This window comes from Rhodococcus sp. NPDC077669 (assembly GCF_040686915.1).
GTDB classification, from domain to species: domain Bacteria; phylum Actinomycetota; class Actinomycetes; order Mycobacteriales; family Mycobacteriaceae; genus Rhodococcoides; species Rhodococcoides fascians.
This window is the reverse complement of sequence record NZ_JBFBMD010000008.1, coordinates 19,513-32,644: the sequence shown is the minus strand read 5'-3', so window position 1 is coordinate 32,644 and position 13,132 is coordinate 19,513. Positions and strand designations below refer to the sequence as shown.

General features: G+C 64.6%; 11 protein-coding genes. 10 read left to right on the top strand and 1 reads right to left on the bottom strand.

Annotation, left to right across the window (positions count from 1 at the left end):
- Positions 1–107 precede the first annotated feature (107 nt).
- The 8 genes from AB0P23_RS11965 (at position 108) to AB0P23_RS11930 (ending at position 8,668) form a co-directional block, all read left to right on the top strand.
- Entirely contained in the window at positions 108–1,022 is a 915-nt protein-coding gene (locus AB0P23_RS11965) for a DUF2520 domain-containing protein (RefSeq protein WP_032373863.1), read from the top strand.
- Positions 1,019–1,927, top strand: coding sequence for a pantoate--beta-alanine ligase (panC, locus tag AB0P23_RS11960; RefSeq protein WP_032373864.1), 909 nt, complete (start codon positions 1,019–1,021; stop codon positions 1,925–1,927). Before AB0P23_RS11965 ends, panC begins: the two co-directional genes overlap by 4 nt.
- 4 nt (positions 1,928–1,931) lie before the next feature.
- Positions 1,932–2,363, top strand: a complete 432-nt coding sequence (gene panD / locus AB0P23_RS11955) for an aspartate 1-decarboxylase (protein WP_027494364.1) — start codon at positions 1,932–1,934, stop codon at positions 2,361–2,363.
- 4 nt (positions 2,364–2,367) lie between these two features.
- Entirely contained in the window at positions 2,368–3,168 is an 801-nt protein-coding gene (locus AB0P23_RS11950; protein WP_032373865.1) for a type III pantothenate kinase, read from the top strand.
- A 137-nt stretch (positions 3,169–3,305) separates the two neighbouring features.
- Positions 3,306–3,875 (top strand): cysteine dioxygenase family protein, encoded by a 570-nt coding sequence (locus AB0P23_RS11945; RefSeq protein ID WP_080733275.1) that lies wholly within the window; start codon positions 3,306–3,308, stop codon positions 3,873–3,875.
- Positions 3,872–4,294 carry a rhodanese-like domain-containing protein gene (locus tag AB0P23_RS11940; RefSeq protein ID WP_032364474.1) on the top strand — a complete coding sequence of 141 codons (423 nt, stop codon included), beginning with the start codon at positions 3,872–3,874 and terminating at the stop codon, positions 4,292–4,294. The genes AB0P23_RS11945 and AB0P23_RS11940 overlap by 4 nt, the downstream gene beginning before the upstream one ends.
- A 36-nt stretch (positions 4,295–4,330) precedes the next feature.
- Positions 4,331–5,854 carry a lysine--tRNA ligase gene (gene lysS / locus AB0P23_RS11935; protein WP_032373866.1) on the top strand — a complete coding sequence of 508 codons (1,524 nt, stop codon included), beginning with the start codon at positions 4,331–4,333 and terminating at the stop codon, positions 5,852–5,854.
- A 273-nt stretch (positions 5,855–6,127) separates the two neighbouring features.
- Positions 6,128–8,668, top strand: coding sequence for an ATP-dependent Clp protease ATP-binding subunit (locus AB0P23_RS11930; RefSeq protein ID WP_027494358.1), 2,541 nt, complete (start codon positions 6,128–6,130; stop codon positions 8,666–8,668).
- A 256-nt stretch (positions 8,669–8,924) separates the two neighbouring features.
- On the opposite strand, the gene AB0P23_RS11925 is transcribed toward AB0P23_RS11930, so the two are convergent.
- Positions 8,925–10,124 (bottom strand): lipase family protein, encoded by a 1,200-nt coding sequence (locus AB0P23_RS11925; RefSeq protein ID WP_196251005.1) that lies wholly within the window; start codon positions 10,122–10,124, stop codon positions 8,925–8,927.
- A 94-nt stretch (positions 10,125–10,218) separates the two neighbouring features.
- Between AB0P23_RS11925 and AB0P23_RS11920 the strand changes: the two genes are divergently transcribed.
- Together AB0P23_RS11920 and AB0P23_RS11915 are read left to right on the top strand one after the other, a co-directional pair.
- Positions 10,219–10,656, top strand: coding sequence for an OsmC family protein (locus AB0P23_RS11920; protein WP_027494355.1), 438 nt, complete (start codon positions 10,219–10,221; stop codon positions 10,654–10,656).
- Positions 10,657–10,829: 173 nt separating this feature from the next.
- Positions 10,830–13,124 (top strand): bifunctional diguanylate cyclase/phosphodiesterase, encoded by a 2,295-nt coding sequence (locus AB0P23_RS11915; protein ID WP_363797695.1) that lies wholly within the window; start codon positions 10,830–10,832, stop codon positions 13,122–13,124.
- The last annotated feature ends 8 nt before the right edge of the window (positions 13,125–13,132 follow it).

Here is a 13,132-nt window from a genome sequence, read left to right as displayed (position 1 = left end):
ATCACACCGGTTTCCCATGGCACGTTCGGTGCCGCTGTCGCTATTGTTCCCTGCAGGACGTCTGGTACCCGCCGAGCGGGACTGGAACGAACGAGAGGAAAATTTCGGTGACCTCATCAGGGTTCACTGGTGGTCTGTCTCCGGCTCGCTTGACCGTGGGTGTCGTCTCCGCCGGTCGGGTCGGTACGGCATTCGGTGAGGCGCTCGAACGCGTCGGACACGTTGTCGTCGGTGCCGCCGCGGTATCGGACGCATCCATCGCGCGAGTACGTGATCGATTGCCCGAGTCGCAGATTCTGCCTGTCGACGAGGTTGCCCGTCGCGCCGAACTGCTGATTCTGGCGGTACCGGATTACGAACTGGCCTCGATCGTCGCCGGTCTCGCCGCGACCGGGGCGGTCGCGCCGGGCAAGTTGGTGGCGCACACCTCCGGCGCGAACGGCGTCGCGGTACTGGAGCCGCTGGCTGCCCTTGGCGCGGTTCCGTTGGCAATACATCCGGCCATGACATTCAGCGGCGGACCCGAGGACACCGACCGGATGACGGCCGCGTGCTTCGGCATCACCGCGGGCGACGAGATCGGTTATGCGGTAGCCCAAGCCCTCGTCCTCGAGATCGGTGGCGAGCCGGTGCACGTGCCCGAGAGCAACCGGGCGCTCTACCACGCGGCGTTGGCTCACGGCAGCAATCACCTCGTGACGTTGGTCGTCGACGCGGTCGAGGCACTGCGAGTTGCGTTGGCCGGTCCGGGTTTTCCTGGATCCGATGCCGAACGTGGTGTGCCCGAGCGCGTTCTGGCTCCGCTGCTCGAAACTGCACTGGACAATGCGTTGCGCAACGGACAATCCGCACTGACCGGCCCGGTGGCCCGAGGCGATACCGCGGCTGTGGGCAAACACCTCGAAGTGCTCGAGGCCGTCGATCCACGGATCGCCGCCGGTTACCGTGCGCTGTCGCTGCGGTCCGCCCAACGTATCGGTGCCGCAGCCGATCTGATCGAGATTCTGGAAGGGAAGCGATGACCCTCGCGGGCAGCTACACGAAGGGACAGTTGACGGTTCACCACGATCCCGCGGTGATCACGTCGGTGTCCAAGGCCCTACGTGGCGTCGGCAAGCAGGTCGCTCTGGTGCCGACCATGGGCGCATTGCATGCCGGCCACCTGCAGTTGGTGCGCCAGGCGAAGCTCACCGGCGCGGTCGTGATCGCGTCGATTTTCGTCAATCCACTGCAGTTCGGCGTGGGGGAGGACCTCGACGCCTATCCGCGGACCCTCGACGCCGATGTCGAACTGCTCCGCGGCGAGGGCGTGGAATTGGTATTCGCGCCGTCCGCGTCCGACATGTACCCGTCCGGGCCGCGCACCACGGTCCATCCCGGTCCGCTCGGTAGTGAACTCGACGGTGTCAGCAGACCAACGCATTTCGCGGGAATGCTCACCGTCGTGGCGAAGCTGCTGCAGATAGCCGCTCCGCATCGGGCGTACTTCGGGGAGAAGGACTACCAGCAGCTGACGTTGATCCGGCAGATGGTGCGAGACCTGAACTTCGACGTCGCGGTCATCGGAGTCCCGACGGTTCGCGAGCAGGACGGTCTGGCGCTGTCCTCGCGCAACAGGTATCTCGATGCAGAACAGCGTGACGCTGCAATGGCGTTGTCCGCTGCACTCGTGGCCGGGGCGCACGCCGCTGCCGGTGGTCCGGAGGCGATCATCGCCACCGCGCGTGCCGTACTCGACCAGGTGCCGTTGGTCCAGGTCGACTACCTCGAAGTGCGCGACCCGCATCTCGGCCCGGCTCCCGAACGTGGGGACGGCAGACTGCTCGTGGCGGCCAAGGTGGGTACCACGAGATTGATCGACAACGTCGGTGTCGCCGTCGGCACCGGTTTCTTGGAGTACCCGGACGATCCGAAAAGTGGAGAGTGACACGATGTTTCGTACCATGATGAAGTCCAAGATCCATCGCGCCACCGTCACGCACGCGGACCTGCACTACGTGGGCTCGGTGACCGTCGATCAGGAACTGATGGAAGCAGCCGATCTGCTCGAAGGCGAGCAGGTCACCATCGTCGACATCGACAACGGTGCGCGGCTGGAGACCTACGTGATCACCGGTGAGCGGGGCAGTGGTGTGATCGGAATCAATGGGGCCGCAGCGCATCTGGTGAACCCGGGTGACCTGGTCATCCTGATCGCCTACGGGGTCATGAACGAGCAGGAGGTTGCCGACTACGCACCCCGGGTGGTGTTCGTCGACGACAAGAACCGGCCGGTCGAGCTCGGCAGCGACCCGGCTCATGCGCCCGCCGGTTCGGGTCTGATCACGCCGCGCGATCTGCGGGCCGACTCCGTGCTGGTCTGACTCGATGCTTCTCGCAATCGATGTACGCAACACCAGCACGGTGGTCGGGCTCTTCACCGGCACCGGGGATCACTCGAAACTGCTGCGCGATTGGCGTATTCGCACCGATCCCCATGTGACGGCCGACGAGCTGGCGTTCATGTTGCGGGGGTTGTTGGGCGAACAGGCCGAGCAGATCACCGGGGTGACGGCTCTGTCCACGGTGCCGTCCGTGCTGCGCGAGATGCGGACGATGCTCGTGCGCTACTGGGATCACGTGGTGCACGTGGTGGTCGAACCCGGTGTGCGGACCGGGGTTCCGCTGCTGGTCGACAATCCCAAAGAGGTCGGGGCCGATCGCATCGTCAATACCCTTGCCGCACATGATCTGTACGACTCGGCGTGCATCGTGGTGGATTTCGGCACCACCACGTGTGTCGACGTCGTCTCGGCCAAGGGCGAGTTCCTCGGCGGAGCGATCGCGCCCGGTCTCGAAATTTCGGCCTCGGCCATGTCGACTCGCACCGCGACGCTGCGTGAGGTCGAGATGGTGCGGCCGCGATCGGTGCTGGGAAAGAACACCGTCGAGTGCATCCAGGCGGGCACCATCTTCGGTTTCGCCGGCCTGGTGGACGGGCTCGTCGGACGCATCAGACGTGAGGTGCCGGAGGTCAAAGGCACCGACGTCGCGGTCATCGGTACCGGAGACATCGCTGCGCTGATCCTGCCCGAGTCGACGACCATCGAGCATCACGAACCCGACCTGACGCTGGAGGGTCTGCGACTGGTCTACGAACGAAACATGGCAAAGCGACGGCCACGCTGAATGTTTCGGTGAAGCGGGGTAGCGCGTCGGGCGTTCGTGTGTCAGAATCGTCGGCGTGATGACGTGCATGGCCACCCAGGAGTGTTGTCGAGGCTGACCGCTGCCTCGTTCGTTACACACCCTTGGAGTAGAGCTTCATGCTTTCCACACCTGTATTTTCTGCACCCTCCCGTCCCCGATCGACCTCGCGGTCGGTCTCGACATCGCCGACTCGGCTGCGTCCTCCCGACCTGCTTCGGATCACCGATCAGGGCGCATCGGACGTCCTCGAGGGTCGCTTCGACCACCTGCTTCCCGGCGGTGGACAGTGGCCTACCGACGAGCGTTGGGCCACTCGCCTGCACTCCGACGACGATCTCGACGTCTGGTTGATCAGCTGGGTTCCCGAGCGATCCACCGAACTGCACGATCACGCCGGATCGCTCGGTGCATTGACCGTCCTGAGTGGTTCTTTGCTCGAATACCGTTGGGCGGGAACCGAACTGAAGGAACGTCATCTCGACGCGGGAGATCAGGCAGCCTTTCCGCTGGGATGGGTGCACGACGTGATGCACGATCCGGCGTCGAACACGACCGGGCCCACCCTCAGCGTGCACGCCTACTCACCGCCGCTGACGGCGATGTCGTACTACGAAGTGACCGAGCGCGCCACGCTGCGCCGGACCCGCAGTGAGCTCACCGCCGAACCCGAGAAGGCCACGAGATGACCATCGTCGAAATGCTCGAATCCGCTCGCGAGACCATCGATCGCATGACCGTCTTCGAGCTCCGTGATGCTGTCGACCGCGGCGCGGTCGTCGTCGACATTCGCCCGCAGGCGCAGCGCGCTGTCGAGGGCACCCTGCCCGGTGCGTTGGCCATCGAACGCAACGTCCTCGAATGGCGTCTCGATCCCACCAGTGACGCGCGGCTGGCGATCGCCACCGACCACGACGTCGAGTGGATCGTCATCTGCTCCGAGGGCTACACGTCCTCGCTCGCGGCCGCGTCGCTCAAGCTGCTGGGTCTGCACAAGGCCACCGATCTGGTCGGCGGCTATCAGGCGCTGAAGTCGGCAGGGCTGCTCGGGGTGTTGACGCAGGCCAAGCACTGCGTTCGCGAGGCTGAGGCCGTCGCAGCGCACTGATCGTCCCGACAGTCTCGGACTGTAAAGTGTGTGCGCGTGAGTGATACAGCTTCTACCCAGCCGGCCGACGACACCCCGGAGCAGCTACGGATTCGTCGCGCCAAGCGCGCTGCGTTGCTCGAGCGCGGGGTCGAGGCGTATCCGGTGTCGGTTCCGCGGACCCATTCGCTGCTCGAGATCCGCACCCAGTTTCCCGAGCTCGACGCCGACACGACGACCGGCCTGATCGTCGGCGTCGTCGGCCGCGTGATCTTCGTCCGTAACACCGGCAAGCTGTGCTTCGCCACCCTGCAGGAGGGCGACGGCACCCAGCTCCAAGCCATGATCAGCCTGGCAGGTGTCGGCGAGGACGCCCTCGCAGCGTGGAAGGCCGACGTCGACCTGGGCGACTTCGTGTTCGTCCACGGCGAGGTCATCAGCTCCCGTCGCGGTGAGCTCAGCGTTATGGCCGACGCGTGGCAGATCGCGTCGAAGTCGTTGCGGCCCTTGCCCGTCGCGCACAAGGAACTCAGCGAAGAGACGCGGATCCGGCAGCGTTACCTGGATCTGATCACGCGTCCGGAGGCCCGAGAGACCGCTCGCAAGCGCATCGCCGTCGTTCGTGAACTGCGTAACGCACTCGAGCGTCGCGGCTTCCTCGAGGTCGAGACCCCGATGCTGCAGACGCTGCACGGCGGTGCCGCGGCCCGGCCGTTCGTCACCCATTCCAATGCGATGGACACGGATCTGTACCTGCGCATCGCGCCGGAGCTGTTCCTCAAGCGCTGCGTCGTCGGCGGCATCGAGAAGGTCTTCGAGATCAACCGCAACTTCCGCAACGAAGGTGCCGACTCCTCCCACTCGCCGGAGTTCGCGATGCTCGAGACCTACGAGGCCTACGGCACGTACGACGATTCGGCGAAGATGACGCGGGAACTCGTCCAGGAAGTGGCGGTGGCCGCACTCGGATCCACCGTGGTCACCCTGCCCGACGGCACCTCCTACGATCTCGGCGGCGAATGGACGACGCTCGAGATGTACCCGTCGTTGTCGGAGTCGCTCGGATTCGACGTCACCCCCGACACCACCGTCGACGAACTGCTCGCGATCGCCGACAAGGTCGGGCTGGAAGTCCCCCGCAAGGACGGCGTCCCGATCTACGGCCACGGCAAGCTCGTCGAGGAACTCTGGGAACACCAGGTGGGCGACGCGTTGACCGAACCGACGTTCGTCCGTGATTTCCCCGTCGAGACGTCGCCGTTGACGCGTCAGCACCGCAGCAAGCCGGGCGTCACCGAGAAGTGGGATCTCTACGTTCGTGGATTCGAGCTGGCGACCGGCTACTCGGAGCTGATCGACCCGATCATCCAGCGCGAGCGCTTCGAGGACCAGGCGCGTCAGGCTGCCGCAGGCGACGACGAGGCGATGGTGCTCGACGAGGACTTCCTCGCGGCCATGGAACAGGGAATGCCGCCGACCACCGGAACCGGTATGGGAATCGACCGTCTGCTGATGGCACTGACCGGCCTCGGCATCCGCGAAACGATCCTGTTTCCGATCGTCAAGCCGTCGCAGGCCTGATCGGAGGCCAGAAAGCTGTTCGCCAGCAGCGGACAGCGATCGGGAAACGTTTTGCAAAGTGCCTGCGTTATGAACAGTAAGCACACGAGGCGGTCCGTCTCGTTGCCGGAGACGCAGTATTTCAGGGGTGGAGGGTCGGCGTTCGTCGCGTCGGCCAACTACAGTGAGACACAGTCTTACCTTCGAATGCACAAGCGACCGAGTGTTCAGGACACTGCGGCGCTGGAAGAACTGGTGGGCGAGCTACCACCCACCGAGAAGTGAGGGAGAGCGATGTTCGAGAGGTTCACCGATCGCGCGCGGCGTGTTGTCGTCCTGGCTCAAGAAGAAGCCCGGATGCTCAACCACAACTACATCGGCACGGAGCACATTCTGCTGGGCCTCATCCACGAGGGTGAAGGTGTTGCAGCAAAGTCTCTCGAGTCGCTGGGCATCTCCCTCGAAGGAGTCCGCAGCCAGGTAGAGGAAATCATCGGCCAGGGCCAGCAGGCTCCGTCCGGTCACATTCCGTTCACTCCGCGCGCCAAGAAAGTACTCGAGCTCAGCCTGCGTGAAGCACTGCAGCTCGGCCACAACTACATCGGCACCGAGCACATCCTGCTCGGCCTGATCCGCGAAGGCGAAGGCGTCGCAGCTCAGGTTCTGGTCAAGCTCGGAGCCGACCTCAACCGCGTGCGCCAGCAGGTCATCCAGCTGCTGTCGGGCTACCAGGGCAAGGAGCCGTCCGAGAGCGGCAGCGGCCGCGGCGAGGCGGGCACCCCGTCGACGTCACTGGTTCTCGACCAGTTCGGACGCAACCTCACCCAGGCCGCGCTCGAAGGCAAGCTCGACCCGGTCATCGGTCGCGCGAAGGAAATCGAGCGCGTCATGCAGGTGCTGTCGCGTCGTACCAAGAACAACCCTGTTCTCATCGGCGAGCCCGGTGTCGGTAAGACCGCAGTCGTCGAGGGCCTGGCTCAGGCCATCGTCAACGGCGAGGTTCCCGAGACGCTCAAGGACAAGCAGCTCTACACCCTCGACCTCGGCTCGCTCGTGGCCGGCAGCCGTTACCGCGGTGACTTCGAGGAGCGCCTGAAGAAGGTGCTCAAGGAGATCAACACCCGCGGCGACATCATCCTGTTCATCGACGAGCTGCACACGCTCGTCGGCGCAGGTGCAGCCGAAGGTGCCATCGACGCAGCATCGATCCTCAAGCCGAAGCTGGCTCGTGGCGAACTGCAGACCATCGGTGCCACCACGCTCGACGAGTACCGCAAGTACATCGAGAAGGACGCCGCTCTCGAGCGTCGTTTCCAGCCCGTCCAGGTCGGCGAGCCGACCGTCGAGCACACCATCGAGATCCTCAAGGGTCTGCGCGATCGCTACGAGGCACACCACCGCGTCTCGATCACCGACGGTGCACTCGTCGCTGCCGCCACTCTGGCCGACCGGTACATCAACGATCGGTTCTTGCCCGACAAGGCAATCGACCTCATCGACGAGGCGGGCGCGCGGATGCGCATCCGCCGGATGACCGCGCCGCCAGACCTGCGTGAGTTCGACGACAAGATCGCCGACGCGCGCCGGGAGAAGGAATCGGCCATCGACGCTCAGGACTTCGAGAAGGCTGCGAACCTGCGCGACAAGGAGAAGACCCTCGTCGGTCAGCGTGCCGAGCGGGAGAAGCAGTGGCGTTCCGGCGACCTCGATGTCATCGCCGAGGTCGACGACGAGCAGATCGCCGAGGTTCTGGGCAACTGGACCGGCATCCCCGTCTTCAAGCTCACCGAGGAGGAGACCACCCGTCTGCTCCGCATGGAAGACGAGCTGCACAAGCGGATCATCGGCCAGGTCGAGGCAGTCAAGGCCGTCTCCAAGGCGATCCGTCGTACCCGTGCAGGTCTGAAGGACCCGAAGCGCCCGTCGGGCTCGTTCATCTTCGCCGGCCCGTCCGGTGTCGGTAAGACCGAGCTGTCGAAGGCACTCGCGAACTTCCTCTTCGGCGAGGACGATGCGCTCATCCAGATCGACATGGGCGAGTTCCACGACCGCTTCACCGCGTCGCGTCTGTTCGGTGCTCCTCCCGGATACGTCGGCTACGAAGAGGGTGGCCAGCTCACCGAGAAGGTCCGCCGCAAGCCGTTCTCCGTCGTGCTGTTCGACGAGATCGAGAAGGCACACCAGGAGATCTACAACACCCTCCTGCAGGTGCTCGAAGACGGCCGTCTCACCGACGGCCAGGGACGCACGGTCGACTTCAAGAACACCGTGCTGATCTTCACCTCGAACCTCGGTACCTCGGACATCTCGAAGGCAGTCGGCCTCGGCTTCTCCTCGGGTGAAGGCACCGGATCGAACTACGAGCGGATGAAGCTCAAGGTCAACGACGAGCTGAAGAAGCACTTCCGCCCCGAGTTCCTGAACCGTATCGACGACATCGTCGTGTTCCACCAGCTCACCAAGGACGAGATCATCCAGATGGTCGATCTCATGCTCAACCGAGTCGAAGGTGCGCTCAAGAACAAGGACATGGCGATCGAGGTCACCGAGAAGGCGAAGTCTCTGCTCGCCAAGCGCGGATTCGACCCCGTCCTGGGTGCGCGGCCACTGCGTCGCACCATCCAGCGCGAGATCGAGGACCAGTTGTCGGAGAAGATCCTCTTCGGCGAAATCGAAGCCGGCCAGATCATCCTGGTCGACGTCGAGAACTGGGACGGCGAAGGCGCAGGCGAGGACGCGAAGTTCACGTTCCGCGGTGAGAAGAAAGCCATCATCGTCCCCGACGAGGTTCCGGTCGATCTGGCCAAGGCCGCCGGAGACAGCGACAGCGAGTAAGTTCCACCAGTTCCAACACAACGGGCGATCCTCTTCGGAGGGTCGCCCGTTGTCGTATGTCCACAAGCCAACCCACTCACCCGCCCGCCCGCCCGGCCCGTCACCTCCACCCGCCCGCGCACCCCCACCCGCCCGGCCCGCCACCCACCCCCCGGATCAATGTGGGTTCCAGTCGGTCAGACTGCAACAAAGGCGCATTGATCCAGGCCCGGGCCGCGCAGAAGCCTCGGCGAAGACCCTGATTTCGGTGCTGAGATCAGGCGTCGGATCTGTGAACGAGGTCGGCGATCCAGGGCAATATGTCGGCGTATGCGGCCAAGGCTCCGGGTGCATGGTTCGCGCCCGTGATCGGGACGACCGGAAAGTCGTATTCGCGGTAGGTGACATCGGCACCGAGCTCCAGCCAGCGTTCGAGCAGAGCCCGGGACTGCTCGATCGGTACGACGTCGTCCGCGACGCCGTGCGACAGGTAGACCGGCATGCTCGGTGCGATTCGGCCGACGGTGTTCGCATCGATCACGTCGAAGATTCCGGGGTCGTTCAGGTGTGCGGTGAGTGGGCGTCCGTCGCGGGTCAGAGCTCTTGTGTCGATAGCGTCGTTCGCTGCACGGTCGGTGCTGCACCAGTTCTGCGCGGCGTCCAGCAGTGCGGTGCCGTCGGCGTCGAACACGCTTCGGATGTCGTCGGCACGTTCGGGGTAGGCATTGATCATGCCGTCGACCGCGAACAGGACGGCGCTGCCGAGTGTGGTGCCGTCGAGGGGCTCGATGTTGAGCGTCGGATCTGCCGGTGGCGCACCGACATAGGCGCCGACGATGTTGAGCTCGGGGGCATACCCATTGGCGAGTTCGGCCGCCGAGGCCGAGGCGAACCCACCCTCCGAGTACCCGTACAGAACCAACGGCGCGTCATCGTCGGCGGTTCTCGCTACGTCGAGCAACGCATGTGCCGAGGCCAGGCGGTTCAGGTATGTGTGCCCGCCCGGAGTGCCGAGTCCCTGGTAGTCGGTCGCTACGACGCGATAGCCGGCCAGCAGTAGCGGCAGGATGGCGGGGGACGACCCGACGGTACCGAGTACCGCCGATCCGGCGCAGCGATCGGCCATCCCGGATGTGCCGGGCGCGTAGGCGATCACCGGTCGCGGTCCGGGACCGGGCCACGGCGCGGTGGGGGTCATCGTGTACCCGGAGACGGTCTTTGGTTCGCCGTGCGTATCGGTGGAGGTGTACAGGATTCGTTCGATGTCGAAGCCGAGTCCGAAACCTTTGGGCGAGTTCATCGGTCGTACTCGCACCACATCGCCCGGCGAATGTCCCGTCGATTCCACCGGCAGGTCGTAGAAGTCCGACAGGGGATCGGCGACGACGGGTGCCGACAGGGTGACACCCCAGACGAGCGCCGCCGCCACGATCATCGCTGTTCGCCGAAAACAACTGGTGGCTCGCTCGTTCGTCATCTCGAGATCTCCGCACTCGATGGCCCGGTCACCCCGCCGACGTTAGCCTGAGTATCGGCCCTATGAAGGGTCGACGACGAAAGGACTCGGTTCGATGCCAACACGTACCTCACGCACCGCATGGAATGGAACTCTCGAACAAGGTTCCGGCCAGGTGGAGCTGTCCAGTTCTGGTGCAGCGACGTTCGACGTGTCGTTTCCCAAGCGTGCCGCCGAGAACGCCGACGGCACCACCAGCCCGGAGGAACTGATCGCAGCGGCTCATTCGAGCTGTTACGCGATGCAATTGTCGGCGCTGATCGCAGAAGCGGGCGGTACTCCGCAGAGTCTCGAAGTGACCGCTGATGTCTCGCTCGGTCCGGATCAGCCCGGTTTCAAGCTCACCGGTATCAAATTGACCGTCCGCGGCGAGGTGGACGGTCTCGACGCCGACGGGTTTGCGAAGGCAGCGCAGGCAGCGAAAGAGACCTGCCCGGTCAGCAAGGCTCTCACCGGTGTCGAGATCACGCTGGACGCCGCGCTCGAAGGCTGATCGAACGGATCACCCGATGTGAGACTGGCGAACAGTCGTCAGGTTTGAAATAGTTCGTGAATCGACCCATCCGCGGATGGTTCGGTGCCGAATCGAGGTCAAGCATCGGGTTAGATCGGCTGTTGCATACCTTCGGGGAATGTAACGACCAGCCTAGGAAGGATGTGCCCACCATGTTGTGGACGCGCTTCCTAGGCCTGGGTGCCCTCGCAATCGCGGCCTACGTTGCAGCCGCGCTTGGATTACCCCGCGACATCGTCTACTCAATCGTGGTCCTGGCCACAGTGTCGGCATTCGTGTATCGGTTGCTGCGCGAGAACGGACCGGACCGCCGAACGTGGAAGTACATGGCCCTCGGCGTCGCCTGCTGGGGTGTGGGCGACGGGCTGGTCGCCCTGATGCAATACGGGGGCGGCCGGGTCTCGACCTTCTCTGCTTCGGACGTGCTGTATCTGGCCGGGTACCTGATCATTGCTGTCGGATTCGCGCGTGCGGCCGACGAGAACGGGCTCGTCTTCGGTCTGGAAGAGCTGCTCGAATGTCTGGTGGTCGCGGTGGGTGTCGGTCTGGCCGCGTGGATGTTCGTCGTTCCCGGCGACTGGACGGGATCGCTGGGCTCGATGCTCTCGCTCTTGCCTGCGACCGTGTACCTGACCATCGACGCGTTTCTGCTGACTCTCATCGGCAGTCTCTATCTGTTGACGCGATCGACCGGTGTCTCGGTCGTGGCTGCCACCATCGGCACAGTGCTCCTGGCCGTGTCCGACTTCGCCACCTACTCTCGGCTCGACGATGTCGAGCCCTATCGCTCGCTGCTTCCGAACACGCTGTGGCTGGCCGCCTACGTGTGCTTCGGCGTCGTTGCGCTGTTCGTTCCGGAGCGGCCGGTCACACGCATCGAGCGTCCCAGTCCGTTCAGATTCGGGCGGGCACGATTCGTCGGTCTGGGCCTCGCGGTTGCCGTCACCCCGGTGGCCATGGCCGTGCAACTGGCTCGCGGAGTGCCCGTCGCGCAGTGGGGTTGGGTGATCGTGCTGTCCTCTGCTCTGGTCATCTCCTTGGTCGGCGGCAGGATGGCCTGCTTCCTCGGAACGCTGCGCAGCCAGGCTTCGGTGCTCGAGAACGTGGCACGAACGGACGCCGTCACCGGACTCGGCAATCGTCGCCTGCTCCGGGAGCGGCTCGACACGATGCTTGCCACGCGCGGCGAATCGGACGTCTTCACGCTCGTGGTCGACATCGACCGTTTCGCTCAGATCAACGAGACGTTCGGGTACAGCGTGGGCGACAGCGTGCTTCGCGAGATCGGCCATCGCCTCGTCGCCTCGGTGCGGTCCGACGATCTGGTGGGGCGGCTGGGAGGCGATCAGTTCGTCGTCGCGATGCGCCGGCTGCCGGGTAGAACCGACATTTTCGACATGGCTCATAGGCTCCAATTCGCCGTCAGCAGAACGATGTTCGTGCACGACATCAACGTCGCCCTGGACGCGGCGGTAGGGATAGCGGCGTTCGAGGAGTGTTCGGGGGCGTCCGAGACGAACGGCGTCGACGGCGAGGCGATGTTGCAGCGTGCTCATGTGGCCTTGACGTCAGCGAAGGCGGGCCATGCTCGCATCGGTCTGTACGAGCCCGACATGGACCGAAACCGACACGATCAGATGCGACTGCTGGGCGAGCTCGACACGGCTATTCGCGATCATCAGCTCCGCGTGTTCTTCCAGCCGTGCCTCGATCTCGAGTCGGGCAGTGTCGACCGGGTCGAGGCTCTGCTGCGGTGGCTGCACCCACGCGAGGGATTGATCGGGCCGTCGACGTTTCTTCCCGATGCCGAGCGCACCGGCATGTTGCCCGCCATCACCGCCCTGGTGCTCGACGAGGCACTCGCGCAGTGCAGCGCACTGAGGCGACGAGGTATCACTCTGTCCGTCTCGGTGAACCTTTCGGTTCGGAATCTTCTCGACGAGACACTCACCGAACAGGTCGCCGCGGCACTGGCGAAACACTCGGTACCGGCACACGCCCTGGAGTTCGAGGTCACCGAAACCACAGCCATGACCGACCCGGTGCGATCGGTGGCTGCGTTGACCTCGTTGCGCAGTCTGGGGGTGACTCTGGCCATCGACGATTACGGGACCGGATACAGCTCGCTGGCGTACCTGCAGACCCTGCCGGTGCAGACCCTCAAGATCGACCGTTCGTTCGTCTCGAAGATGAACTCCGACGACACCGACGCGTCCATCGTTCGCTCGACCATCGACCTGGCTCGCAGCCTGGGCGTGCGAATCATGGCCGAGGGCGTCGAGGATGCGGGTACCCTCGACGCCCTGCGTCGGCTGGGTTGCGATGCGGCACAGGGGTTCTACCTCGGGCGGCCGATGCCTGCCGAGCTGTTGTTCGACGCCGTGCACAAACTCGATTCCGAAACGCCCACCAGACTCGAGTGGGAGCTCGCCCGTCAGCCCATCTGACGGGCGAA